The 24,486-nt window shown below is 66.8% G+C and carries 21 protein-coding genes, 1 tRNA gene and 1 other RNA gene; 13 read left to right on the top strand and 10 right to left on the bottom strand.

The window, feature by feature from the left end:
- Window positions 1-99 precede the first annotated feature (99 nt).
- Together aceA and aceB are read left to right on the top strand one after the other, a co-directional pair.
- Window positions 100-1,416 carry an isocitrate lyase gene (gene aceA, locus QRN07_RS01610; protein WP_285240208.1) on the top strand — a complete coding sequence of 439 codons (1,317 nt, stop codon included), beginning with the start codon at window positions 100-102 and terminating at the stop codon, window positions 1,414-1,416.
- A gap of 111 nt (window positions 1,417-1,527) precedes the next feature.
- Entirely contained in the window at window positions 1,528-3,180 is a 1,653-nt protein-coding gene (gene aceB / locus QRN07_RS01605; RefSeq protein ID WP_050686678.1) for a malate synthase A, read from the top strand.
- 164 nt (window positions 3,181-3,344) lie between these two features.
- On the opposite strand, the gene QRN07_RS01600 is transcribed toward aceB, so the two are convergent.
- Window positions 3,345-4,538: an MFS transporter gene (locus tag QRN07_RS01600; RefSeq protein ID WP_056595418.1), complete on the bottom strand. Its 1,194-nt coding sequence runs from the start codon at window positions 4,536-4,538 to the stop codon at window positions 3,345-3,347.
- 136 nt (window positions 4,539-4,674) lie between these two features.
- Here QRN07_RS01600 and QRN07_RS01595 point away from each other — a divergent pair, with 136 nt between their 5' ends.
- Genes QRN07_RS01595 through QRN07_RS01580 form a run of 4 tightly spaced genes read left to right on the top strand, consistent with a single transcriptional unit; the run spans window position 4,675 to window position 7,640 of the window.
- On the top strand, window positions 4,675-5,634 hold the full coding sequence (locus QRN07_RS01595) for a D-2-hydroxyacid dehydrogenase family protein (protein WP_285240207.1): 960 nt from the start codon (window positions 4,675-4,677) through the stop codon (window positions 5,632-5,634).
- A 12-nt stretch (window positions 5,635-5,646) separates the two neighbouring features.
- The gene (locus QRN07_RS01590; RefSeq protein ID WP_285240206.1) at window positions 5,647-6,222 is read left to right on the top strand and encodes a GNAT family N-acetyltransferase; all 576 of its coding nucleotides are present in this window, start codon (window positions 5,647-5,649) and stop codon (window positions 6,220-6,222) included.
- 28 nt (window positions 6,223-6,250) lie between these two features.
- Window positions 6,251-6,955 carry a DsbA family oxidoreductase gene (locus tag QRN07_RS01585; RefSeq protein WP_050686724.1) on the top strand — a complete coding sequence of 235 codons (705 nt, stop codon included), beginning with the start codon at window positions 6,251-6,253 and terminating at the stop codon, window positions 6,953-6,955.
- Window positions 6,956-6,989: 34 nt separating this feature from the next.
- The gene (locus QRN07_RS01580; RefSeq protein WP_050686685.1) at window positions 6,990-7,640 is read left to right on the top strand and encodes a TetR/AcrR family transcriptional regulator; all 651 of its coding nucleotides are present in this window, start codon (window positions 6,990-6,992) and stop codon (window positions 7,638-7,640) included.
- A 75-nt stretch (window positions 7,641-7,715) separates the two neighbouring features.
- Here the strand turns inward: QRN07_RS01580 and QRN07_RS01575 are convergent, their stop codons facing one another.
- Window positions 7,716-8,384, bottom strand: a complete 669-nt coding sequence (locus tag QRN07_RS01575; protein WP_050686686.1) for a LytR C-terminal domain-containing protein — start codon at window positions 8,382-8,384, stop codon at window positions 7,716-7,718.
- The gene (locus QRN07_RS01570) at window positions 8,377-8,676 is read right to left on the bottom strand and encodes a type II toxin-antitoxin system VapB family antitoxin (protein ID WP_197273594.1); all 300 of its coding nucleotides are present in this window, start codon (window positions 8,674-8,676) and stop codon (window positions 8,377-8,379) included. Before QRN07_RS01570 ends, QRN07_RS01575 begins: the two co-directional genes overlap by 8 nt.
- 149 nt (window positions 8,677-8,825) lie before the next feature.
- Between QRN07_RS01570 and QRN07_RS01565 the strand changes: the two genes are divergently transcribed.
- Both QRN07_RS01565 and QRN07_RS01560 read left to right on the top strand, forming a co-directional pair.
- On the top strand, window positions 8,826-9,755 hold the full coding sequence (locus tag QRN07_RS01565; protein ID WP_285240205.1) for a Cof-type HAD-IIB family hydrolase: 930 nt from the start codon (window positions 8,826-8,828) through the stop codon (window positions 9,753-9,755).
- A gap of 93 nt (window positions 9,756-9,848) precedes the next feature.
- Window positions 9,849-11,459 (top strand): stealth family protein, encoded by a 1,611-nt coding sequence (locus QRN07_RS01560; protein WP_082178353.1) that lies wholly within the window; start codon window positions 9,849-9,851, stop codon window positions 11,457-11,459.
- A 95-nt stretch (window positions 11,460-11,554) separates the two neighbouring features.
- On the opposite strand, the gene QRN07_RS01555 is transcribed toward QRN07_RS01560, so the two are convergent.
- From QRN07_RS01555 to QRN07_RS01545, 3 genes are all read right to left on the bottom strand, one after another.
- On the bottom strand, window positions 11,555-12,487 hold the full coding sequence (locus QRN07_RS01555) for a phosphodiesterase (RefSeq protein ID WP_056595437.1): 933 nt from the start codon (window positions 12,485-12,487) through the stop codon (window positions 11,555-11,557).
- Window positions 12,488-12,651: 164 nt separating this feature from the next.
- Entirely contained in the window at window positions 12,652-13,137 is a 486-nt protein-coding gene (locus QRN07_RS01550; protein WP_050686694.1) for a glutathione peroxidase, read from the bottom strand.
- Window positions 13,138-13,277: 140 nt separating this feature from the next.
- A complete protein-coding gene (locus QRN07_RS01545; protein WP_285240204.1) occupies window positions 13,278-14,339 on the bottom strand; it encodes a M23 family metallopeptidase in 1,062 nt (353 codons plus the stop codon).
- Window positions 14,340-14,977: 638 nt separating this feature from the next.
- On the opposite strand from QRN07_RS01545, the gene QRN07_RS01540 reads away from it, so the two are divergent.
- A complete protein-coding gene (locus QRN07_RS01540; RefSeq protein WP_050686728.1) occupies window positions 14,978-15,901 on the top strand; it encodes an oxygenase MpaB family protein in 924 nt (307 codons plus the stop codon).
- Window positions 15,902-15,945: 44 nt separating this feature from the next.
- Here QRN07_RS01540 and QRN07_RS01535 read toward each other — a convergent pair whose 3' ends face one another.
- Window positions 15,946-16,389, bottom strand: coding sequence for a hypothetical protein (locus QRN07_RS01535; protein WP_285240203.1), 444 nt, complete (start codon window positions 16,387-16,389; stop codon window positions 15,946-15,948).
- A 171-nt stretch (window positions 16,390-16,560) separates the two neighbouring features.
- Window positions 16,561-16,645: transfer RNA gene (locus QRN07_RS01530), tRNA-Ser, on the bottom strand.
- A 361-nt stretch (window positions 16,646-17,006) separates the two neighbouring features.
- Here QRN07_RS01530 and ffs point away from each other — a divergent pair.
- The 3 genes from ffs to recR all read left to right on the top strand — a co-directional run bounded on the left by ffs (window position 17,007) and on the right by recR (window position 21,411).
- Window positions 17,007-17,103, top strand: an RNA gene (gene ffs / locus QRN07_RS01525) — signal recognition particle sRNA small type.
- Window positions 17,104-17,154: 51 nt separating this feature from the next.
- Entirely contained in the window at window positions 17,155-20,751 is a 3,597-nt protein-coding gene (locus tag QRN07_RS01520) for a DNA polymerase III subunit gamma and tau (protein WP_285240202.1), read from the top strand.
- A gap of 60 nt (window positions 20,752-20,811) precedes the next feature.
- Window positions 20,812-21,411: a recombination mediator RecR gene (gene recR, locus QRN07_RS01515; protein WP_050686699.1), complete on the top strand. Its 600-nt coding sequence runs from the start codon at window positions 20,812-20,814 to the stop codon at window positions 21,409-21,411.
- Between the two features lie 39 nt (window positions 21,412-21,450).
- Here the strand turns inward: recR and QRN07_RS01510 are convergent, their stop codons facing one another.
- A complete protein-coding gene (locus QRN07_RS01510) occupies window positions 21,451-22,524 on the bottom strand; it encodes a hypothetical protein (RefSeq protein WP_285240201.1) in 1,074 nt (357 codons plus the stop codon).
- Between the two features lie 201 nt (window positions 22,525-22,725).
- On the opposite strand from QRN07_RS01510, the gene QRN07_RS01505 reads away from it, so the two are divergent.
- The gene (locus tag QRN07_RS01505; RefSeq protein WP_285240200.1) at window positions 22,726-23,520 is read left to right on the top strand and encodes an IclR family transcriptional regulator; all 795 of its coding nucleotides are present in this window, start codon (window positions 22,726-22,728) and stop codon (window positions 23,518-23,520) included.
- 63 nt (window positions 23,521-23,583) lie between these two features.
- Here the strand turns inward: QRN07_RS01505 and QRN07_RS01500 are convergent, their stop codons facing one another.
- Window positions 23,584-24,366, bottom strand: coding sequence for an IclR family transcriptional regulator (locus tag QRN07_RS01500; RefSeq protein ID WP_285240199.1), 783 nt, complete (start codon window positions 24,364-24,366; stop codon window positions 23,584-23,586).
- Window positions 24,367-24,486: the final 120 nt, after the last annotated feature.

Raw genomic sequence — 24,486 nt, 5'->3', positions numbered from 1 at the left:
TGTTCACGGAAAAGATTTGCACCACCGTACCGGCCCGCCGGCAACCGCAGCGAAGCGGCCCGGCGGCCGGAACCCCGGCGCATAAACGAGGAGACAACGATGACTGCAGCTTTTGAGCCCGCCCAGCAGACGCCCGGCCAGCAGGCAGCGGCCCTGGAACTTGAGTGGGCTGCCAACCCCCGCTGGGAAGGCGTGACCCGCGACTACTCAGCCTCCGACGTCGTCAAGCTCCGCGGCCGGGTCACCGAAGAGCAGACCCTGGCCCGTCGCGGTTCGGAAAAGTTGTGGAAGCAGCTCACGGAAGAGCGCCAGACCTGCGGCTACACCAACGCCCTCGGCGCACTCACCGGCAACCAGGCCGTGCAGCAGGTCAAGGCCGGGCTGCGCGCCATCTACCTCTCCGGCTGGCAGGTCGCCGCGGACGCCAACAACTCCGGGCACACCTACCCGGACCAGTCCCTGTACCCGGCCAACTCGGTCCCCACCGTGGTGCGCCGGATCAACAACGCCCTGCTCCGGGCGGACCAGATCGAGTTCTCCGAAGGCATCCAGACCGTCGAGGACTGGCTGGTGCCCATCGTGGCCGACGCCGAGGCAGGCTTCGGCGGGCCGCTGAACGCCTACGAACTCATGAAATCCATGATCCAGGCGGGCGCGGCCGGCGTGCACTGGGAAGACCAGCTCGCCTCTGAAAAGAAATGCGGCCACCTGGGCGGCAAGGTCTTGATCCCCAGCCAGCAGCACGTCCGCACCCTGAACGCTGCCCGGCTCGCCGCCGACGTCGCCGGCACCCCCACCGTGGTCATCGCCCGCACCGACGCCGAGGCCGCCACCCTCATCACCTCGGACGTCGACGAACGCGACCAGGAATTCATCACCGGCGAACGCACGGCCGAAGGCTTCTACAAGGTCCGCAACGGCATCGAACCCTGCATTGCCCGCGCCAAGGCCTACGCCCCCTACTCGGACCTGATCTGGATGGAAACCGGCACCCCGGACCTGGACCTGGCCCGCAAATTCGCCGAAGCCGTCAAAGCCGACTTCCCGGACCAGATGCTCTCCTACAACTGCTCGCCCTCCTTCAACTGGCGCAAGCACTTGGATGACGACACCATCGCCAAGTTCCAGCGTGAACTCGGCGCCATGGGTTTCACCTTCCAGTTCATCACCCTGGCCGGATTCCACGCCCTGAACTACTCGATGTTCGACCTTGCCCACGGTTACGCCCGGGACGGCATGAGCGCTTACGTCGAGCTCCAGGAAAAGGAATTCGCCTCCGAGTCCCGCGGCTACACCGCAACGAAACACCAGCGCGAAGTCGGCACCGGCTACTTCGACAGCATCGCCACCGCGCTCAACCCGAACGCGTCAACACTCGCCCTCGTGGGATCCACAGAAGAAGGCCAGTTCCACTAATCCCCAGCCGCCTTTCCCACCCACTTGCCCTATCACCTATGGTCCCTATCGACAGCTGTTGGGAGCCATAAGTGATAGGGCAACGGGGTGGACAGCCAAGGAGCAACTCCCATGAACACTTTCACCGACAACTTCAGCATCAACGGAATCACCCTGACCGCGCAGCCCGTGTGCCGGCAGGACGAGGTCCTCACCCCTGACGCGCTGGCGTTCCTCGCCAGGCTCCACCGGGCCACGGCGGGACGCCGCCAGGAACTGCTCCAGGCCCGCCGGGCACGCCGCGCCGGAATCGCAGCAGGACAGGACCCGAGGTTCCTCCGCGAAACCGAGGACATCCGCAACGACCCCACCTGGCGGGTGGCTCCCCCGGCCCCCGGCCTGGAGGACCGCCGCGTGGAAATCACCGGCCCGGTGGACAAAAAGATGACCATCAACGCCCTGAACTCAGGTGCCAAGGTCTGGCTGGCGGACATGGAGGACTCCTCCACCCCCACCTGGCGCAACGTCATCAAGGGCCAGCTGAACCTGACCGACGCCCTGGAGCGCCGCATCGACTTCACCTCGGAGGAAGGCAAGGAATACCGGCTCCGCCCCGCCACCGAGCTGCCCACCATGGTGGTCCGGCCACGGGGCTGGCACCTGCCGGAAAAGCACATGCTGGTCGACGGCACCCCCATCGCCGGCGGAATCGTGGACTTCGGGCTGTTCTTCTTCCACAACGCCCGCCGCCTGCTCGCCCAGGGCAAAGGCCCCTACTTCTACCTGCCCAAGATCGAGAACCACCTCGAGGCCCGGCTCTGGAACGACATCTTTATCCTGGCCCAGGACCTGCTGGGCATCCCGCAGGGCACCATCCGTGCCACCGTGCTGATCGAAACCATCACCGCCGCCTTCGAAATGGAGGAGATCCTCTATGAACTGCGGGACCACGCCGCCGGCCTGAACGCCGGCCGCTGGGACTACATCTTCTCCCTCATCAAGAACTTCCGCACCCGCGGCCCCCGGTTCGTCCTCCCGGACCGGGCCCAGGTGACCATGACGCAGCCGTTCATGCGGGCCTACACGGAGCAACTGGTCCGTGCCTGCCACAAGCGCGGCGCCATGGCCATCGGCGGGATGGCGGCAGCAGTGCCCAACCGCAAGGACGAGGCCGCCAACAGCATCACCTTCGAAAAGGTCCGTGCCGACAAGGCACGCGAAGCCGCTGACGGGTTCGACGGCTCCTGGGTGGCCCACCCGGACCTCGTTCCGGTCTGCCGCGAGGTCTTTGACGAAGCCCTCGGCAGCAAGCCCAACCAGCTGGACCGGCTCCGGGCGGACGTCACCCCCGATGACCGGGCCCTGATCAACGTGGCCGCCACGGAAGGGACCATCACCGAACACGGCATCAGGATCAACATCGAAGTGGGCATCCGCTACATCGAATCCTGGCTCCGCGGCAATGGCGCCGTGGCCATCCACAACCTCATGGAAGACGCCGCCACCGCCGAAATCTCCCGTTCCCAGCTGTGGCAGTGGATGTACGCCCACGCCATCACGGACCAGGGCGAGATCATCACCCAGCAGTGGGTGGAGGAACTCCTCGATGAGGAATTCGCCCGCCTGGAGCGCTTCGACGGCGACCGTTTCGAGGATGCCCGGGACATCTTCGAAGAGGTCACCCTGGCCCAGGATTTCCCGTCCTTCCTGACGCTGCCCGCCTACGCCCGCTACCTCACCGAGACCCGCGAAAAGGCCACCGTGGAGGAACTCGCCGCGGCCTGACATCCTTCCGTCCGCCGGCCCGGCACGCCCCTCGCAACAAGGCACCCCGAAATCCGGGGCGCCGGGCCGGCACGGAACCCCCGTCCCACCCCCTCCCTGAGTGGGTGGGACAATCCCGTTTTGCTGGCGGGCGTTCGGGGTCGCGTACGACGGCGGCACCCGGCTCAGCGGCCCCGCGGCACCTGGCGCACGGACAAGGTGGTGCCGGCGAAGAAGACCAGTACGGAACCAAGGATCAGCAGCAGGGGCAGGGTCCAGGAACCGGACGCATCATGGACGAAGCCCACCAGGGGCGGCGCGAGGGCCGCGAAGCAGTAGCCCAGGCCCTGCACCGTGGCGGACATCCGCCCGGCGGACGCCTGGTCCCGGGCCAGCCGGATGACGGCGATGAACACGACAGTGATGCCGCCGCCCTGGGCGATACCGCCGGAAACGCTCCACAGCCACCACAGCCCAGGCGCCAGCAGCAACCCGACAGGAACCGCGACCCACAGCACTCCCAGGGTGATGGCCACCGTTTTCATGCTCCAGTACTTGGCGGCAAACGGAACGCCCAGGCCGCCCACGATGGCCAGGATCTGGAAAATCGAGGAGGCCGCGCCGGCTCCGGACGCGGACATGCCGAGTTCGTCGTGCAGGTAGCTGGGCAGCCAGGCGGTCACCCCGTAATAAGAGAAAGCCTGGCCTGCAAAGCCGGCAGTCAGGCCTGCCGTGACCCAGCCCGCGCCCTTCACCGGCGGCAACGGCGCAACTGCAGGCACCTGGCCGGACACCAGGAAGGCGTTCCGCGGTCCCACCGCCAGCGTCCACCCCACGATGGCGAGGACGGCCAGGACCGCCACGGCCGCGAGCGCCGTCCGCCATCCTGCCGCGGCTGCCAGCGGGGCGGTCACCACGGACGTCAGAAAGGACCCCACGTTCAGGGCGGCCGTGTAGATGCCCATAGCGGTGCCTTGCCGGCCGGGAGCAAAATCACGCCGGATGATCAACGGCGCCGCAATGTTGCCCACCGTGATGGCCACGCCGATCAGCACGGTGCCGGCCACCACCAGCACCGGCCCCCCGGCGGACCGCAGCAGCACACCGGCCAGGACCCCCAGGATGGTCAGCGTCACCGCGAACTCGGCCCCGAATTTTCTGGCCGCGAGGGATGCCAGCGGCGCCGCGAGCGAGAAGCAGAGCACGGGGATGCTGGTCAGCAGCCCAAGCATCACCGGTGAGAACGCCAGTTCCGCCTGCATCAGGTCCACCACAGGCGCTACGGCCACAAACGGCCCGCGCAGGTTCAGCGCCAGCAGGCCAATGCATGCCAGCAGGATCCAGCCGGCAGGAATCCTGGCGGAAAGCCGGCCGGTCATGGGCGGCGGGCGGGTCGGGGCCGAAAAATCATCACCCCCATTGCTATCACGGCGCCCTTCCCCGCTTCAGAGTGTTGCCCCGTGAGGGCCTGCTTTACGATGAACATCACGCCATTCCGGGACAAAGGACACCGCCATGAAGCACCGCCTAGCCATCCTCGACGACTACCAGGACGTGGCCTCCGGTTTCGCCGACTGGGCCGCGCTCGAAGCCCAAGGCATCACGGTCACCACGTTCCGCAAGCCGTTCGCGTCCCCGGAGGCCCTGGTGTCGGCGCTGGCCGGCATAACAATTGTCATCGCCATGCGCGAGCGGACCGCATTCCCCCACGAGGTCCTGGAACAGCTCCCGGCGCTGAAACTGCTGGTCACCACCGGCATGGCAAACGCCGCAATCGACACCGGGGCCGCAGCCGACCTCGGCATCACCGTGTGCGGGACGCCGGGCTCCCCTGCCGCCGCGCCGGAGCTGACCTGGGGGCTGCTGCTTGCCCTCGCACGGCACCTGCCCGCGGAGGAGCGTTCACTCCGTGCCGGCACCTGGCAGTCCACGGTGGGCTTCGAACTCGCCGGCAAGACCCTGGGGATTGTGGGCCTGGGCAAGATTGGCCGCAGGATGGCCGGCTACGGCAAGGCCTTCGGCATGGACGTGGTGGCCTGGAGCCAGAACCTGACGGCAGAGGCTGCTGCGTCCGCCGGTGCCCGGCTGGTCAGCAAGGAGGAACTGTTCCGCGCCGCAGACGTGGCCACCCTGCACCTGAGGCTCTCAGCCCGTTCCGAGAACGTTGTGGACGAACCGGAACTGCGGCTCCTGGGGCCGGAAGGGCTCCTGGTCAACACCGCCAGGGGGCCGCTGGTCAACCAGGACGCGCTGGTCAGGGCGCTGAACGGCGGCTGGATCCGCGGCGCCGCCCTCGACGTCTTCGACCAGGAACCCCTGCAGGCGGGCCACCCGCTCCTCACCGCACCCAACACCGTCCTCTCCCCGCACCTTGGCTACGTCACCACGGAAAGCTACCGCCAGTTTTACGGCGGCGCCTTCGAGGACGTCACCGCCTGGCTGGCCGGTTCGCCCGTCCGCACCATCACCGCCTGACAGGAAGATCCCATGAGCCACCTCCTTCGGCAGGCAACAGCGGACGACGCCGGCGCGCTGGCGGAGCTGGCGGCCGTCACCTTTCCGTTGGCCTGCCCGCCGTCGTCGTCGGCTGTTGACATCGCCGCGCACCTCGCGGCGACCCTCAGCGAAGCCTGCTTCGACGACTACCTCGCGGACCCGGACATCACCATCACGGTGATTGACTCCGAGGGTGCGCTGGACGGCTACAGCCTCCTGGTGGCCCGGCCCGCCACCGACCCCGACGTGGCGGCCGCCCTGACCCTGCACCCTTCGGTGGAGCTGAGCAAGTGCTACGTCCATCCGGCCCAGCACGGCCTCGGCGCCGCCGCCGAACTGATGTGCGCCACGCTGGCCGCAGCCGCCGCTACCGGCGCTGCGGGCATCTGGCTGGGTGTCAACAACCAGAATGAGCGGGCGCTCCGGTTCTACACCAAGTCAGGTTTCCGGCAAGTGGGAACCAAGTCGTTCCGGCTGGGCACCACCCTGGAACACGACTTCGTCCTGGAGCGTGCCCTCACCCCTGAACCGCCGGTGTGGGATATCCAACAGCGGCAGGAGGAATAGCCGCCGCTGCCGTGCGGTTGTGCCCACCATGAAGGTAGAGATCTGGTCAGACGTTGCTTGTCCCTGGTGTTTTATTGGCAAGCGCCGCTTCGAGGCCGCGCTGGCCGAGTTCCCGCACCGTGCCGCGGTGGACGTCCAGTGGCGCAGCTACCAGCTGGATCCGGCACTGCCGGAACACTACGACGGCACCGAACAGGACTACCTGAGCACCCGCAAGGGTATGGCGCCGGACCAGGTACAGCAGATGTTCAGCCATGTCACCGAGGTGGCCAAGGGCGAAGGCCTGGCGTATGACTTCGACTCGGTGGTGGTGGCCAACAGCTTCACCGCCCACCGGCTCATCCATCTCGCCGCCACGCAGGGCGTCCAGGATGCCGCCAAGGAGCGCCTGCTCAGCGACCATTTCGAGCACGGCAGGGACATCGGCAACCAGGACTACCTGGCCGCACTGGGCCACGACCTTGGCCTGCCCCAGGCTGAGGTGGCGGAACTCTTCACCTCGGACAAGTACGCAGCGGACGTCCGCTTCGACTTCGAGGAAGCCCGGGCCCTGGGCATCAGCGGTGTGCCGTTCTTCGTGATCGACCGGAAGTTCGGACTGTCCGGCGCCCAGCCCGCGGCCACGTTCACGGAGGCGCTGACCCGCGCCTGGGAGGACGCCAACCCGCTGGTGCTGGTAGACGCTGCCAACGCCGGGGAAGCCTGCGGGCCGGACGGCTGCGCCACCAACTGACCGTTTTACTGACACATCGGGGTAAAGTGTCTGTATGCCACGGATTACAGCCGCCAGCAACGCAGACCAGCGCGCGGACACGCAGCGCCGGATCCAGACGGCGTTCGGTGAGCTCCTGTTTTCCCACGGCCTGCCCGGCCTGACCATGACGGATGTGGCCCGGCACGCCGGGGTTGGCCGCACCGCCGTGTACAACTATTACGCGGACATCGAGGAACTGCTGATCGCGTACGCGCTGGATGAGACGGAGAAGTTCCTCACCGAGCTCCGTGACTCGCTGGCCACGCTCGAGAACCCCGTGGACCGGCTGGCACTGTACGTGCGCGCCCAGGTGGTGGACCTCTCCCGCCGCCACCTCCCGCCGGGCCCTGCCATGGGCGCTGTGCTGTCGCCGTCGTCCTTTGCCAAACTGGCCCATCACGTGGGCGACCTCAGCGTGCTGCTGCAGGGCATCCTGCGCGACGGCATGGAGCAGGGCTTCCTGCCGGCCGCGGACATCAGCCAGCAGGCGCAGCTGATCCTGGGGACGCTGTCCTCCAGCGCGGCCCGCGGCAGCGACGAGGCCGCGGAACTGGAGGCACGCGTGGCCCGGACGGTGCGCTTCATCCAGCTCGGTGCCGGCGCCAGGTTTGACGACGGCGGCCGGCCCGTCCGCCAGGGGCTGGACCCCGCACCCCTCCCCTGACTTGCGCTATCAGATGTGGTCCCCATCGCCCCGGTTTAACGACCAGGACTGATAGCTCAACGCGAGGGCGGGGGCCTAGGGAGCGGCGGACGGGACGACGGGTGACTTATCGTCGTCGGCGATCCGGCGGCTGTCCCGCGGGCAGCTGAGCCGGCCGGGCGTCTGGTCCACAACCTCCGGCGCAGTCAGTGCGCTGTAGGCCTGGGACAGGATCACGTCCACGCTGCCATCGGTCCTGCCGTCCTGGAAGTAGTCCGAGCCCGGCAGGTTGCGCTGGATGCTGAAGGCCGAGGACTGGCCGGTGGGGCCGGAGACCACGGCGGCGATGCCCCGGTAGCCGGCGTCGATGTTGGCCACGGCGCCCACCACGAACTTCCGGGCCAGGAGCTCATCCGCCACGGCGCGGGCCAGGCCGGGGCGGCTGGTGGAGTTGTACACGTTGACGTTGATGGTCTCGTTGGGCGCGTAGTCAAAGGTGGCGGGAGGACAGGTGGCAGCAGTTTCCCTGGCTGCCTCGGCCGCCGGGATCTTGAGCTGTCCGTTCATGATGGCCATGGCGGTGATGATGGCTGCCGCGATCATGCCGACGAGGAGCACCAGCACTGCCCCGTGCACCGCGCGGCGACGCACCTTGGCGGTGCCGTCGTCGTCCCGGACCGCATCCAGCGCGGCACGAAGCTCCGGTCCGCTGACCACATGATGGCCGTGCAGGACCGTGGTGTCTTGCGGCTTTCTCCTAGCCATCGAGCACCAGGACCCTGGCGTGGATCGCGGTGCGCTGGTGCAGTGCCGTCCGGACGGCCCGGTGCAGGCCGTCCTCAAGGTAAAGGATCCCCTGGTACTGCACCACGTGCGGGAAAAGGTCGCCAAAGAACGTGGAGTCCTCGGCCAGCAGGGCTTCGAGGTCCAGGGTGCGTTTGGTGGTCACCAGCTCGTCCAGCCGGACCGGGCGGGGCGGAAGCGAAGCCCACTCCTTGGGCGTGGTGTAACCATGGTCGGGGTACGGGCGGCCCTCGCCCACAGCTTTGAATATCACCATGCCACCCTAGGCATCCTGCCAGCCCAGCGAAAGTCTCCAGCGCCGGCGGCGGGCAGGTTGTAGCCAAAAAGCAACCATTGGCCACGTCCCGGGCGGGCCCGTAACGGGGGCCTGCCCGGCGCCGCCCGCCTGACAGAATGGGACCCATGACAGGTTTCCAGTCCCCCGCCGTGCCCACCGCCGAAGCCCACCACCCGGCAGCGCCGCCGCTGGCGCTTTTGCTCGACGTCGACGGGCCCGTGGCCAGCCCCGTCACGCGCTCGGTCAAACCGGAAATCATCAACGACCTGCTGGCGCTGGCCGCCGCGGGCATCCCCGTCATCTTCAACACGGGACGGTCGGACGCCTTTATCCGCGAGCAGGTTATGGACCCCATGATCCAGGCCGGCATCCCGGCCGGCACCCTGATCCATGCCATCTGCGAGAAGGGAGCCGTGTGGTTCACGTACACGGCGGCCGGTGCGGGCCCCCTGCATGTGGACCACGAACTTGCCGTGCCTGCCGCCTACGGCAACGACGTCAGGACCCTGGTGGCTGACAAATACGCGGAACACATGTTCTTTGATGAAACAAAGCGGGCCATGGTGTCCGTGGAGCAGCACATCGGGGTGGCCAGCGCTGACTACCTGGCCGAGCAGAAGCTGTTCGACGCCGATGCCATGGATTTGATGACGCGCCATGGCCTGGGTGTGGTCCGGTTGGACCACCACGTCCCCGATTCCGATGATGCAGTGGACTACCGGGTGGACCCCACCATCATTTCCACCGACATCGAGTCGGTCCGGCTTGGGAAGGACCTGGGCGCCAGCCGGGCGGTGGAGCTGCTGGCCGCGCAGGGCATCACGCCGCAGGCCTGGCGGACAGTGGGCGATTCCCGCACGGACTACGCCATGGCCGACTGGCTGCACCACAACGGCCATGCCGTAAAACACGTTGATGTCCGCCCCGCAGACGGCGTCCCGGTCAAACCGTACACAGTGCTTACCGCGGCGGACCTGGGACTTGCCGAAGACGTCATCCACGACGACGCCGGCGGAGCATTCCTGCGCAGCTGGCGGGAGGAATCCAGCCGCTGAACCGGGTGGCCCCGGGCAGTCAGGATCGGTCCGGTAAACATTGCGTTAGCCCGGCAGGACTATCATGCAGGTAGGAACGCAACATATACCAGCATGGAGACAACCATTACAGAAGCAACGGTTCAGGACGAGGTCTACTACGGTGGACAGGCGTCGGCAGCAGAAGAATTCCATGCAGAGGTCACATCGGCCGAGGCGCAGCAGCGCCTGAAACACCGCCCCGATGTTGTCCGGCATAAGGGCCGCTACGCCCTGATCAACGACACCAGGACGCCTTACCAGGCCATGGTGGAGGATCTGGTCTTCCTGCGCAACGTGCTCACCGACGCCGGACTGGCCTATCTGCTGGTCCGTGGCAACAACCACCGCCCCGTCATCGCCCTGGACTGGAAAGACCGGAAGAAGCTGCGGGCGGCGCTGGTTGAATCCTGCCGGGACGAGCCGTTCTACTCCATGACGGTGGACGCCAAAAAGAAAACGTCGGTCCTGGTGGCTGACGGGGAACTGTCCTCCAACCGGCAGGCCCGGATCTTCCGCCTGTACCGGCCCCGGGTGGAACCCGTGGGCGGCTTCGAGTTCGGCGCTTCCGCGGGCGTCCAGATTGAGCTGTGGTCCTTCGAAGGGGAAGAGCTCACCCTGCCCATCGAGAACTCGCTCACCCGCCGCACCCTCCTGCGCCAGGACGCGGTCCGCGGCACGGTGGAGCGTTACGGCCACTCCTGGCCCACCATCGAGAACATGTTTGCCGACCACGCCAGCGACATCAGCTTCGACATTGACCTGGTGTTCTCCTGGGTGGACGGCAGTTCCCCCGAATACATCGCGGCGCGTCGCTCCCAGCAGAAGGACGTGGTGCTGGGCGAAGGCGACGACCACGAGGCCCGCTTCCGGCAGATCAACGAGCTCAAATACGCGCTGCGCTCGGTGTACATGTTTGCGCCCTGGATCCGCCGGATCTTCATCGCCACCGACTCCCCCGCGCCGTCATGGCTGGCGGAGGAGCACCCGGCAGTGACCATTGTCCGCAGTGAGGAGTTCTTCTCCGACCCGTCGGTCCTGCCCACGCACAATTCGCAGGCCGTGGAGTCCCAGCTGCACAATATCGATGGCTTGTCGGAGCACTTCCTGTACTCCAACGACGACATGTTCTTCGGCCGTGCCGTCAGCCCTGACCTCTTCTTCACGCCCGGCGGCATCACCAAGTTCATCGAAGCCGAAACCCGGATCGGCCTGGGCGACAACGCCGCCGAACGCAGCGGTTTCGAGAACGCCGCGAGGGTCAACAGGAAGCTCCTGTGGAACAGGTTCGGGCGGATCACCACCCGGCACCTGGAACACACCGCTGCTCCGCTGCGCCGCAGCGTAGTCTCCCGGATGGAGAAGGAGTTCCCGGACGAGTTCCGCAAAACAGCGGCCAGCCGGTTCCGGGCCGCCGACAACATCTCGGTCACCAACTCGTTTTACCACTATTACGCCCTGCTCACCGGGCGTGCGGTGACGCAGACCGCGGCGAAGGTCCGCTACGTGGATACCACCATGCGGAGCGGGCTGAACTACCTGCCCAAACTCCTGTCCAAGCGCAACATGGACTTCTTCTGCCTGAACGATGGCAGTTTCCCCGAAGTAAGCTCCGATGAGCGCGCGCAGCTGGTGACGGACTTCCTGGAGAAGTACTACCCCATCAAGGCACCGTGGGAGAAGTAACCGCTGGTCGTCCCTCCGTTTAACCCAAGAGGCCGGCACCTGGGTGCCGGCCTCTTTCTTCCAATCGGGACTGTTGCGCCGGACCTGCCGGGGAACTACGTGAACCGGGATGGCTGGCCGAGTTTGGGGCCGACCGCCTGCTTGCGGGTCTCCGGGATCCGGACGCCCGCGGCGGCCAGCCGCCTGGCTGTCTCGGCCGCAGGAACGTATTCGCCCACCGTCGCGGCGCTGCCCAACGGCACCACCGAGTGCACAATGGTGTGCTCGTAGACATGGACCAGGTTGAAGGACTGCCCCTTGTCCTGGCCCCGGGTGCCGCCGACAGGGACATTCAGGTCCTGCGTGTAGCAGCTGGCCGATGCCACCGAAACCGGTACCCCGGCGAAGCTGGCGGTGGTGGAGTAGTGCAGGTGCCCGGCGAGGATGGTCCGGACGTCCGAGTTCCGCACCACGGCCGCCAGTGAGGCCTGGTCCCGCAACTCCACCAGCACCGACAGATCCAGCACCGACGGGACGGGCGGGTGATGCAACGCCAATATGGTCCCATCCGGTGCCGGCGTTTCCAGCTCCCGGGCCAACCAGTCCAGTTGATCGGGGCTTAGTTCTCCGTGATGGAAACCTGGCACCGTGGTGTCCATGGTGATGACCCGCAGGCCTTCGATGAAGTAGCTGTGATCAACCGGCTCATCCGTCCCGGGCTGGTCCAGCAGTCCGCGCCGGAAGTTAGCCCTGTTGTCATGGTTGCCCATGGCCCAGATGATCTTGGCGCCCAGTTCTTCACACGCGGGTTCAACGATGGCCCGCAACTTTGTATAGGCGTCAGGATCGCCTTTATCTGCAAGGTCACCGGTGAAGATGACCGCCTCCGGCCGCGCCCCTGATGCCTTGACCTCTTCAAAAAGTTGAATCAGCCTGGCTTCGCTGTCAACGACGCCATAAAGGGGGTCCGGTCCTCCCAACAAGTGGGGATCGCTCAGGTGGAGAAGGAAGTGGCGTGGCCGGGGATGTTCGGCCTCGATGTGCTCCATTGCTGCCTCTGTGGTCGGTGGGAAACGGCGTTTCCCTTCTACCTTCAGTAACGTTTATCCAACCAGACATCCGGCAAACTTTGGGCAAATCGCCGACGCCCATGTGGAAAAAGGTAAAAAAACTGCGCTTCTGCGCCGCAAATTCGCGGAACGCGCGGTTTTTCTTATCCCAAGGCCTTTTCGACGGCGTCAATGACCTCCGCCGAGTCCGGTTCCGTGGTGGGGGCGAACCTGTCCACAATCTCGCCGTCGCGGTTGACCAGGAACTTCTCAAAGTTCCACTTCACCATCCCCGGCAACAGGCCCTTCTTGAACGTGGTGAGCTCCGAGTAAAGCGGGTGCTGGCTCTTGCCGCGGACATCAGCCTTGACCGTCAGCGGGAAGGTGACGCCGAAGTTGCGCTCGCAAAACTCGGCGATCTCGCTGTCCGATCCGGGCTCTTGTCCGGCGAACTGGTTGCAGGGGACGCCCAGGATCTCGAAGCCGCGGTCCTGGAACTTCCCATAGAGCGCCTCAAGGCCAGCGTACTGGGGGGTGAAGCCGCAGTTCGAGGCCACATTGACCACCATCACCACGTTGCCTTTGAACCTGCCGAATTCGGTCTCGGTTCCGTCGTTAAGGGTCAGCGGGATCGGGTACAAAGATGCCACGGGTCTCGTCCTCAGAAAGTTGTCCATACAGGGTGTTCGTTACCAAAGACCCAACGTACTGGTGGGTGCTGGTGGTTTCCTGTACGCGGAATTCGGTGCGGCGAAGGACCGTTGCGGGAGGCGGGGCAGCAGGGGCGCAGTTACCCGAGCGTGGGACGTAGCGTCGGCGTCAGTGTTGGCCCCGGCGTTGCAGCTGGTTCAGTTTCCGAGCGGGCAGGGGCCGACGACGGCGTGACGGCCTGTTTCAGCGCGGGAGGTGGCGTTGTGGTCGGCGTAGTCGTGGCCGTGGCAGTTGCCGGCGGGGTTGGGGCCGGCAATGTCGCCGGCACCGCCGCCTTCGTTGGAGTGGGGGTCGGCGTTGCCGTGGATGAAGGCGTAGGTGAAGACGTGGAAGTAGCGCTTGGCGCCGGAGTTGCAGTGGGCGACGGCGACGGTTTTGTCGGGGTCGGAGTAGGAGTCGGCGTCGGTTTTGTCGGCGTCGGCGTCGGTGAAGGGCTGGGCGTCGGAGTAACTGTCGGCGTCGGTGAAGGGCTGGGCGTCGGTGTAACTGTCGGCGTTGGCCTTGGTGAAGGGCTGGGCGGCGGTGTAACTGTCGGCGACGGCGAGGGGCTGGGCGTCGGAATGACTGCCGGCGACGGCGAAGTGCTGCCCGACGGCCCGGTCACGTCTTCGTCGCCGGGTTCCTCACTTGTGGACGGAATCGCGGCAGCCTGCCCGCCGGGAATGGTCCAGATGATGGATCCGCCGGTGGCTGGACCGCTGCCGGGAAGATACGACTGCGCCGGGGTGGAGTCGCCGCCCGTCACCGCACTCAGCGGAACCAGGCCCCACGTCTGCGGATTCACGTATTTTCCGTTGACGATCGTTTCGAAATGCAGGTGGCATCCGGTGGACCAGCCGGTGGAACCAACGTGTGCGATGGCCTGGCCCATCCGGACCGGATCTCCGGCGCGAACCGAGATGGACTGCAGATGGTTGTACGTGGTGACGAGCCCGTTGCCGTGGTCGATCTCCACGCGGTTGCCGCCGCCCCACGGGTGCCAGCCGGCAGCGCGGACCACACCCCGGTCGGCCGCGTACACCGGGGTTCCGCAGGCCGCGGCGTAGTCCTGGCCCAGGTGGAAATCGCCGCCTCCGCCGGTGAGCGGACTGACCCTGAAGCCGAAGGGCGAACTGGGGCTAAGCGCCGCAAGCGGAGCCATGAGGAAACCCGCTGGAGGGCGTCCGACTCCGCTCGTGCCGATGGCCGAAGGCAAGATGCCGGCGGTGCTTTGGCCGGTGATCGGCGATCTGGTGAAGGGTACTGCCGCAGTGGGATCCGAAAAAATGACCGGCGCAAGCGCACCCGCGCCCACGGTGCCGGAGGCGGGCTGGCCGGAGTCACCGGTTGCAGCGCCGGAGCCGGGAGAACCAAAAGCGCCCGTAGCGGCTCCATTGAAACTCGCGGCCGGGTCAACGGACCCGCGGGACAGGGCCGCCGCGTCACGAAGGTTGGGGCCGCCGGCAGGGGCGCCCGACTGGCTGACCACACACACCACAGCGGCCAACACGGCAGAACCTGCGGCAGCACGACTGGCAGCGCGGAAGGAACGTCGACGTTCCTGGCCGTTTCCGGCGCCCCAATGCTTGCCCAATAGATCGACTCCGATGGTGATCCAGCGCATGTTGCCCTTGCGCGTTCTCCCATGGGAACACACCTCCGGCGGCGTGTGAACCCTGATGGGCTGAGGTGTGGCAATAATTGTGGAAATACGCCACCCCCGCCGGTTCCACGCGGACCAACACCACCCTGTCCTGGGTCCAACCGCCGCATTCGCCCGCGGCTGGGCAACAATGGGGCATGCGGAATTTCTTCAGCGAATGGCGTGACGAAGTCCGGAAAACCTTCTCGGGCAAGTCCGGGGCGCCACCGGAATGGACGCTGCGCCTGGCCGACGGCGATGATCCGGGCTACCACCTGCCGGGGTCGGCAGTCTGGGCAGTACATGGTTCCATGTCCCCCATTGTCGGGGGCATCCGGACGCTGCTGATGCAGTCCCTGCATCCTGGCGCGCTGGCCGGCGTCCACGAGCACTCAAATTTCAGGGAAGACCCGCTGGGCCGGCTGGCAAACACCATCCGATGGATCTTCACGGTCACCTACGGGTCGCAGGCAGCCGCCCGGGAAGCGTCCCGACGGGTACGGCGACTGCATGAACCGGTGCAGGGCAGCTACCAGGACAACCAGGGTGCCAGCCAAAGCTACAGCGCCAACGATCCGGATCTTGCCAACTGGATCCACATCGCCTTCACGGACGGATTCCTCGCGGCCCACAAGCTCTGGGGCGGCCCCATCCCTGGCGGCGCCGACGCCTACGTCCGGGAGTGGTCACAGGCAGGAACGCTGATGGGAGTGGAACATCCGCCCCGCACAGAAGCCGACATGCGGCGCCAACTCGACACATGGCACCGTAACGGCGACCTCCGCGTGGATGCCAGGGTCCAGGAAACTGTTGCCTTCATCCGTGATGCACCACTGCATCCCATGCTCCGGCCCGGATACCGGATTCTGTTTGCCGGCGCGGTCTACAGCCTGGAGCCCGAATACCGCCGGATGCTGGGCCTGACTGTTCCCCGGCTAGGGCCGTTCCCCCTGCCGGTAAAGCTGGCCACCAAAGCCGTTCTCGGCGTCGTCCGCCTTGCCCTGGGACCCATGGGTCCAAGCGAAGTCTCTGCCCGGCAGCGGCTGCGCCGGCTGGGCTCCCCGGCGGCGGACCGGCCGTAATGGGCCCCGGAAGCACCGGGGGTATCTCCGGCCGGCCCTTCCGCTCATTTGCCTACGTACACGTTCTGGTGAACCCGCTTCAAGCCTTCAGACTCGAGTTGGGCGGCGTCCGCGTTGTCCCGCGCCAGGACGGCCGGTCTCCTGTCTGACCCGGTCACGGTCACGATCTTGTTGCTGGAGCTGCCGGCTGCAGCTGCGCATCCCGCGTAATCGGTGACGTGCCCATCGGCATTGACCACCGCCAGGCATGCCTGGGCGCCATCGGTACTCTGCGCTGCAAAGAACTGCCGGCCGTTATCTTCGACCAGGAACCGCAGGGTTGTGGCATCAATGTGTTCAGGAAACTGAAAGTGCGCATCGCTTGGGAGTTCGTCTTCAGGTCCGGCAGGAGTTGTCAGTGCAGCAATACCTGACCCGTCGCCGGCGCAGCCTCCGAGCAGCAGTGGAACCGTCAGTATTGCCATCGCTGCCGCTGGTTTGAGCTTCATCGCCTGTCTCCCCCGTTAGTTACCTTGCCAAGGATGCTAGCGCACGGCTATCGGCAGGTCTTGCCATACGCGGGAAGGCCTGAGCGGCCAAGCCGCATAGGCCTCGTAAGCCGCGGGGCGGTTAAACCAGGAAATCCGGCCCCATCATGATGGGACCGGATTTCCGTTCGGCGGAGAATGGGGGATTTGAACCCCCGAGGGCGTTAACCCAACACGCGTTCCAGGCGTGCGCCATAGGCCGCTAGGCGAATTCTCCAACTGCTTCTGAATCAAAAGCAGATACTAGATTACCTGAACTTTTCCCCATCGCCCAATTGGCGCCTTTTCCGGTTTGCGTACGGGGCCTGGCAGTGTCCGGAGGGCCGGCGCTTAAAACCGAAATGGACGCCCCCAATGCGCCCATTCCCGTGTGCCACCGTTGAGCTGCCGGGTCCGGCCCCGTTCTCCCAGGCCCCGCAGCTCACAACCTTGAGATTGCCCCAATCGGTGTACATACCCATGATCGGGGGTGGCGGGGGGATAAGCAATCAAATTCGCTGATTGGCCGGACTCAGCAGCCGCCACCGGGGCCCGCGCCCGCCGATTCGAGTCACGCCGGATGTTCGGGTAAAGTAACTGGCGGCCCCTCATGTGGCGTCATCCTGTTGAACTCCCCCAGGACCGGAAGGTAGCAAGGGTAAATGGGCTCTGGCGGGTGCATGGGGGGTCTTTACTTTTCCCCCACAGGGCGGCAGGTTGTCGGCCCGGATTGGTAGGGTTTTCTCTGTGACAGTTACTACCGCCCTCTACCGCAGATACCGTCCGGATTCCTTTGCAGACGTTATCGGGCAGGAACACGTCACGGAGCCGCTCATGACGGCCCTGCGTAAGAACCGCGTCAATCACGCCTATCTTTTCTCCGGCCCCCGCGGCTGCGGCAAGACCACCTCTGCGCGCATCCTGGCCCGCTGCCTCAACTGCGCCAAAGGCCCCACGGACACCCCCTGTGGCACCTGTCCCAGCTGCGTCGAACTGGCCCGGGGCGGCTCCGGATCGCTTGATGTCATCGAAATCGATGCGGCGAGCCATGGTGGCGTTGACGATGCGCGCGATCTTCGCGAGCGGGCCACCTACGCCCCGGTCCGCGACCGCTACAAGATATTCATCATTGACGAGGCCCACATGGTCACGTCGGCCGGCTTCAACGCGCTGCTGAAAATCGTCGAAGAGCCGCCGGAACACATCAAGTTCATCTTCGCCACCACGGAACCGGACAAGGTGATCGGCACCATCCGGTCACGGACCCACCACTATCCGTTCCGCCTGGTTCCGCCAGAACCGCTGATGGCCTACCTTGAACTGCTCTGCAACCAGGAGAACGTGCCCGTGGCCCCCGGCGTCCTCTCCCTGGTGATCAGGGCCGGTGGCGGCTCCGTCAGGGACTCGCTGTCCGTCCTGGACCAGCTAATGGCCGGAGCCGGCCCCAACGGCCTGGACTACGAACTGGCTGTTGCCTTGCTGGGTTACACCCACGCATCGCTGCTTGACGACGTTGTGGAAGCGGTGGCGGCATCTGACTCAGCTACCGTCTTCCGCGCAGTGGACCGGGTCATCCAGACCGGGCACGACCCCCGCCGTTTCGTTGAGGACCTGCTGGAGCGCTTCCGCGACCTCATCATTGTCCAGGCCATGCCCGAAAGTGCGCAGACCATTCTTCGGGGAATGCCTGCGGACCAGATTGCCCGGCTGCAGAACCAGGCCCACAACCTGGGTGCAGCTGAACTGTCCCGCGCGGCTGACGTCACCAACACCGCCCTGACCGAAATGACCGGGGCCACGTCCCCGCGCCTGCACCTCGAACTGCTATGCGCCCGGATCCTTCTGCCCAGTTCCGAACAGAACGAACGCGGCATGGCCGCGCGGATCGACAGGGTGGAACGCCGCCTCAATTACGCCGGGAACGACGTCGGGGCTGCCGCCACCGCGGGTCCGGACGGCACCGCAACTGCCCCTGCCGCGGGCCCGAGCGGCTCTGCCCCGGCAGCGGCAGCGCCCAGGGCTGCAGCCGCCACGGCTCCGCCCGCGACTCCGGGTCCGGCCCCGTCTTCGACCTCCCTGGCAGGCCCGTCCGCCAACTCCACCCCGCGGGCCACGCCGCCGGCAGCAACCGCGCCGTCGGCCCAGGCTGGGCAGTCCGCAGCCCAAGCTGGGCAGCCGGCAGCCCCGGACACCAACGCCGGGACGGCCGCCCCGGAACCTTCGTCCGCCAACCCGGATGAGGCTGAAGGTGCAACCCGGCAGCCGCTGACACCACCCAGGGTCAGCACCGCCGACTGGCCCGTCGAGGACACAGCTGGCCGCCGGCCCCAGGCCACCGAGGCATCCCCCGCATCCCCGTCCACCAGTGGCACCAGCGCAGGCAGTACCCGCGACGCCAGCGTGGCGGCTGGCAGCGGCGGCACCGGCAGCGGGGATTCGGCGCCCACCGTGTCCCGCAGTGCGCCCTCCGGATTGGGCGACGTCGAAGTGCTGCGCCGGGCCTGGCCTGAAGTGCTTCAGGCACTGTCGAAGATCAAGCGCAGCACGTGGGCGCTGGTCGAACCCAACGCACAGGTCAGCGCCTTCGATGGCACCATCCTGACGCTCTCGTTCTCCACGCAGGGACTGGCCGGCGCCTTCGGGCGTGCGGACCACGCGGAAAACCTGCGCCAGGCCATTCACAAGACCTTGGGCATCGACTGCCAGATCACCGCTGTTGCCGGCGGCGGACAGTCGAGCTCTGACCCAAACCCAAAAGCACCGGCCAAGGCAACGCCCCCGGCCACCCCCAGTACCCCGGCGGCCGCCAGCTCGGCTGACGTCGCCTGGGGCCTGGCACCTGCGCCCGCACCGGGCGCGGAACCCGCTCCAACTGCAGCGGAGGTGTCGGCGGCTGCGCCTGTATCTACGTCTGCGGCTGCCCCTGTGGAGGAGCCGCACACAGCGGGACCTGCCCAGGCACCTGCAACTGCACCAGACCACACCGGGCCTACCGGCGCGGCAGCAACGGGACCTGCCGCGCCGGCAGATTCACCCGCGGCGGGAGGCAGCGCCGGTTCAGCGAACGGCCTGTCAGGCTGGCCAGTCACCAGCCAGGATCTTTCACGCCCCGATGACACCGCTTCCACCAATCAGCCGACACCTGCGGATCCTACGGTAGCGACTGGGGCCAATGCTGCCACGGCAACTGCTGCCCCGGAAGGTCCTGCCGGGACAGCGGCGGCCGCTCAGGAGCTGCCAACCGGACGCACCGCGGCGGCAGCGACCCCTGTTCCGGAATCGCCTCAGCCGGTGCAACAGGACACCCACGGCGTGGCAGGCGACTATTCGTACTCCGACGACGACTGGGGACCGCCCCGGGATGAGGACGCTCCCCCGCTGGAGGAGGAGCCGCCCATGGACTGGGCGCCGCCGCGCCAGTCCACGCCCCCGGCGTCCGCTGCTGCCGCCAGCTCCGGCTCAGGTACCGGTCGCGGCAGGGCACCGATCGCGGATGCTCCGGATCGCTCACAGAACAAATCTTCGGCACAGCAGTCCGCCCAGGCTGACAGCGGGACAGACCCCTTGGCCCGCGACCCCTGGGCCCGCGCCGTGGAGCAGGCCCCCGGAGTCTGGGTGGTGGGCGACACCAGTAATGTGGGCGCCACCGCGGAAACCTCCGAACCGGGAAGTCCGGGATCGGGTACTTCGGAATCCGGCGCTTCGGCACCGGGCACTTCGGCACCGGGTACTTCGGCATCGGGCACCTCGGACCCGCAGCCGCACTACGAGCCTGCAACCGCTTCTGTTCCACCCTCAATTCCAGCTGGCCTGCCGGGAACATCATCAGGGCCGGAATGGGGCGCTGTCACGGGCTCTGACCCGGCGCCGGGTCAGGCGCCGGCGCCTGCGCCGGCCACTGAACCGGCGAGCGCTTCGGCGCGTGCGTCTGCGTCCGCTCCGGAGGCAGAGCCTGCACCCATACCTCCTGCCGCGCCGTCCGCTGCCGCCGCTCCAGCCGTGTCCGAGCGGCGCGAACCCGCCTACGCAATGGCCGCGGCAGCTGCGGCCCCGACTTCGACTGCAGCTGCAACTGCGGCCCAGGCCCAGTCACCGGCCGCCGTCGAAACCCGGCAAAGCCTCTACCAGCGGCTGTCCAACAGTCCGGAAGCCGAGGCCGGCCGGGCCAAGGCGCCGGCACGCGCAGTGGCCACCGCCACCTACGTCCAGGATGTCCCCAGCGCAGATGATGAGACCATCGAAGAGTCCGGGGTATTTGGCCGGGCCGCAGTGGAACGCATCCTGGGCGGCAAACTCATTGAAGAGCGCTCAGCCGATGGCAGCCCCATCGCACCAAGATACTGACCCCGCACGGTTTGGCCGCGGGCCGGCTGACCACAATCCACACCAAGTTAAGAGGAAATCGTGTACGAAGGTGCTGTCCAGGAGCTGATCGATGAGCTCGGACGCCTTCCCGGCGTGGGCCCCAAATCCGCGCAGCGGCTGGCCTTCCACATCCTTGAAGCCGACCCGCAGGACATGAAACGGCTGGTGGAGGCGATCACAACGGTGAAGGAACGGGTCAAGTTCTGCACAGTGTGCGGCAACGTCACGGAGCAGGAACTTTGCAACATCTGCAGGGACCCCCGCCGGGACCCCGCGATGATCTGCGTGGTTGAGGAATCCAAGGACGTCCTCGCCGTGGAGCGCACGCGTTCCTTCCGGGGCCGGTACCACGTCCTGGGCGGGGCCATCAACCCCATCGCCGGCGTAGGCCCGGAACAGCTGCGGATCCGGGAACTGCTGACCCGGCTCAACGATGGCGCCATCCAGGAAGTCATCATCGCCACGGACCCCAATCTGGAAGGCGAGGCCACCGCCACCTACCTTGCCAGGATGCTGAAAACCATCGGTATCGCCGTAACGCGGCTGGCATCTGGCCTGCCGGTGGGCGGCGACCTGGAGTACGCCGATGAGGTCACGCTGGGACGCGCCTTCGAGGGCCGCCGGAACGCCCTGACGTAGCAACACCTGGTTGGCGAAGCACAGGACTGAGCCGATTCCTCAGACCGGAAGCTTCCGGCTGCGTCCCGCCGCCCGCTGGCCGGCCGCCAGCACGACACCTGCGGCGGCCAACTGCGTCCCAAACCCCACCGGAGCCAGGGGCACCCCGCTACCGGCCTCCTCGCCGTCGTTCCCCGCCACGCACGGAACCTGCGTGCCCTCCGCGGCGGCCTGCAACTCCCCCGGCACCCAGTTGATGGCATCCACGCGAGGATCGGTTTCCCCTGCCAGCAGTGCCAGGAGCACCACCGGGTGGCTTGTGGCCAGCCACATTATCCGTTCCGTATGGTCAACCACGCTGGTGCCGCTTACCTCGGAAGAGCAGCTGTACGATGTGACCCGCCCCAGCTCATCCCGCTGGATATTGATGGTCACCAGGACCAATTCCTCCGCCCGGACCGTGGGCAACAACGCCACAACCGCTCCGACGTTTCCGACCAGGAGCAGTCCCGCCATCCCCCAGGCTAAGGCCCGGCCTCGCCAGTCCTCGAACCAGCACGCGGCGCCGGCACCAATACCGGCGAAAACCACTGCTTCCACCACCATCAGTCCAAACGAAACTGCGGCGACGGCAGGGCCGGAGCCCGTCAAGGCCGCAAACACTGTAAGGAGCAGCCCGGCGGCTGCAGCAAACACTGTTCCTTTGACCGTTGCCTGGGCCCAGCCCCGCCACGGACCATCGGCCCGGCCGTCGGGCGGCCCGGGTAGCACCGGAACCGCACCCCACCTGATGGCCAGCACGCAGCACGCCACCACCAGGGCTGCGGCGGTCAGGATGTAGGTCCAGCCGTGGGAATCCGGTGGCAGGCCACCGATGGCAAGTGCGGCGCTCACCAGCAAGGCGCCCGCGCAGCAGCACACGGCGAGGACGGCCGCGCTCCACCCCCAAAACCAGCGCGAACGGGTGCCCTTGAGTCCGGCAGCGAAACCACGACGCAGGAGGAACCAGATATGGGGTGCCGCGGGCGACGGCGGCCCGCCGCTGACGTCGTCAGCGTCACCAACGCCGGGACTGCCATCCCCGATCGGCTCGTACCGGGGCTCACTGGCAGCCGGGTTGTCACCGTCAGTCATGGTGCCCCTCCCTCCCGGTTGGACAGGCCCAACCCACTTTTTAGATGGCCGTCCCACTGGCTGTTCCAATCGTGATCCGCTGTGGTGTCCGTGTCCAGTACCGGCAGATGCCATACCGGCCGGGCGGACCACAGCGGGTCCTGGCGCGCCCTGGCGGCATGTGAGAATGGGCGTGGCCAGCGGATGGAAGGAGCACCGGCAGTGGAAGTACCTTCGGAATCTTCGTCCATGGCCCAAGGCCTTCGGATCGTCCGCATGGTGGCGGATCGGGAAAAACGGGGCAGGCGGCTGCTGGGCGTTTCCCAGCTCGCCGCGGAGCTTCACATGGAGCCAAGCCGCGTCTCCCGGCTGGCCCAGGAACTATGTGAACTGGGGCTGCTGGAACGCGTAGAGAGAGGACCATTCCGGACGGGGCCGCGGTTCTTCACGCTGGCAGCCTCGCTCAACACCGGTTGGATTCGCGGAGCCCGGACCGAGCTGGAGGCCCTCGTGGCCATGTCCGGGTTCAGGTTCAGAATTTCCGTGCGTGATGGCTACCGTGTGGTTCTGCTGCGGACGTCCAGCAACGATGCGCTGCCCGGAAGCTTTGTGAAGCCGGGCATGGTGACACCCGTCTGGTGTACCGGAGCGGGCCGGGCACTGCTCTGGGACCACGGACAGGCAGCGGTTGCGGACCTGCTCCGCGGGGTGAACTTCATCGGCATCGGCGGTCCGGGTGCGGCGCATTCGCCGGACGAAGTCTGGGGACTGATGAAACGTGACAGGCCCCGCGGCTTCGTCACGGCTGCCGAAGAATTCGAGCACGGCATCCATGAACTGGCAGTTCCCGTCCGGAATCCTGAGGGCATCATCCTTGCCTCGCTCAGCGTCCTCGGCAGCGGTCCCGCGCTCCACGACAGCACCGGCCGCCTCGCCGGCGCCCTGCTGGTGGCCGCCGAACGGCTGGGATCCGGTGCCAGCCCTACCCTGGACGGCGCCGGCCCGGCGTCTGACTGAACCGCGTTCCTTGCCCGGCGCGCGCGGGCATCCACCAGCTCACGGGTCATCCCCCGGCGCTTATCATTGTGCTTCGGCCTGCTCCGGCATCACATGGCCAAGCGCAGACTCAAGCCACTTTCCCCACGAAATCAGAGCCGCCGCGCAGGCCTCCCGCCGCGGCTCAAGCCGTGTTTTGGACCCCACGATCTGCAGCGCAGCCACCACCTCGCCCTTGAAATCCCGGATCGGAACAGCCAGGGAATAGAGGCCTGGCTCGGCTTCTTCGTCGACCACGGCGTACCCTCGGGCCCGCGCTTCCCGCAGCCGGCTGAGGAAATCCTCGGCGTCCACGGGTGTGCTGGGGCCGTGCCGAACGAAGTCGGCTGCGGCGAGCACGGTCCGGACCTCGGTATCCGAGGCTTCCCACAGCAAAGCCTGGCCCGCGTCGCTGCAGTAGGCGGGGTACGGCCGGCCCAGCCAGGAGCCCACCATGTTGCTGCTTGCCGGAACATTTTCGCCGATGGTCACGGTGCTGTCCCCATGCAGCACTCCCAGGAAACATCCTTCATCCGTCTCCCGGGCCAGGCCTTCCAAGGCGATGGCACCGTCCGTCTGCAGCCGCTGTTCAGTCAGCAGTTGGGCGTCGGTGAAAAGCGACCAGTCCAAGGCGTAGGACCGTTGATCCCGGCGCTCCAGGAAGCCTTCCTGCTGCGCACCGCGCAGGCTCCGGGAGACCTGGCTTCGATCCTTGCCCAGATCCGCGGCTACGCCGGCGACCGTTCCGCCGGGAAAGCCCTTGGCGGCGCGGGCACCGACCGCCAGGACGGCCATGATCCCCCGTCCCATGCTGGATGTCGTAGGCATGGCTCCGATTCTAGCCCCGCACTGCGTCGCCGGAATGCCCTCGCGCCCGGGCCGGAATCCGGCACTTCCGTGACCGCGGAAAGGCCCGATGGCCGGGATGCGGTCACAATTGTCCGCCGC

It is taken from the genome of Pseudarthrobacter sp. MEB009 (genome assembly GCF_030208875.1).
GTDB lineage: Bacteria > Actinomycetota > Actinomycetes > Actinomycetales > Micrococcaceae > Arthrobacter.
This window is presented reverse-complemented; position numbering and strand designations above follow the sequence as displayed.

Coding starts and splice junctions, on each gene's coding strand:
- aceA (WP_285240208.1), top strand. CDS start 100: ATGACTGCAGCTTTTGAGCCCGCCCAGCAGACGCCCGGCCAGCAGGCA.
- aceB (WP_050686678.1), top strand. CDS start 1,528: ATGAACACTTTCACCGACAACTTCAGCATCAACGGAATCACCCTGACC.
- QRN07_RS01600 (WP_056595418.1), bottom strand. CDS start 4,538: ATGACCGGCCGGCTTTCCGCCAGGATTCCTGCCGGCTGGATCCTGCTG.
- QRN07_RS01595 (WP_285240207.1), top strand. CDS start 4,675: ATGAAGCACCGCCTAGCCATCCTCGACGACTACCAGGACGTGGCCTCC.
- QRN07_RS01590 (WP_285240206.1), top strand. CDS start 5,647: ATGAGCCACCTCCTTCGGCAGGCAACAGCGGACGACGCCGGCGCGCTG.
- QRN07_RS01585 (WP_050686724.1), top strand. CDS start 6,251: ATGAAGGTAGAGATCTGGTCAGACGTTGCTTGTCCCTGGTGTTTTATT.
- QRN07_RS01580 (WP_050686685.1), top strand. CDS start 6,990: ATGCCACGGATTACAGCCGCCAGCAACGCAGACCAGCGCGCGGACACG.
- QRN07_RS01575 (WP_050686686.1), bottom strand. CDS start 8,384: ATGGCTAGGAGAAAGCCGCAAGACACCACGGTCCTGCACGGCCATCAT.
- QRN07_RS01565 (WP_285240205.1), top strand. CDS start 8,826: ATGACAGGTTTCCAGTCCCCCGCCGTGCCCACCGCCGAAGCCCACCAC.
- QRN07_RS01560 (WP_082178353.1), top strand. CDS start 9,849: ATGGAGACAACCATTACAGAAGCAACGGTTCAGGACGAGGTCTACTAC.
- QRN07_RS01555 (WP_056595437.1), bottom strand. CDS start 12,487: ATGGAGCACATCGAGGCCGAACATCCCCGGCCACGCCACTTCCTTCTC.
- QRN07_RS01545 (WP_285240204.1), bottom strand. CDS start 14,339: ATGGCTCCGCTTGCGGCGCTTAGCCCCAGTTCGCCCTTCGGCTTCAGG.
- QRN07_RS01540 (WP_050686728.1), top strand. CDS start 14,978: ATGCGGAATTTCTTCAGCGAATGGCGTGACGAAGTCCGGAAAACCTTC.
- QRN07_RS01535 (WP_285240203.1), bottom strand. CDS start 16,389: ATGAAGCTCAAACCAGCGGCAGCGATGGCAATACTGACGGTTCCACTG.
- QRN07_RS01510 (WP_285240201.1), bottom strand. CDS start 22,524: ATGACTGACGGTGACAACCCGGCTGCCAGTGAGCCCCGGTACGAGCCG.
- QRN07_RS01500 (WP_285240199.1), bottom strand. CDS start 24,366: ATGCCTACGACATCCAGCATGGGACGGGGGATCATGGCCGTCCTGGCG.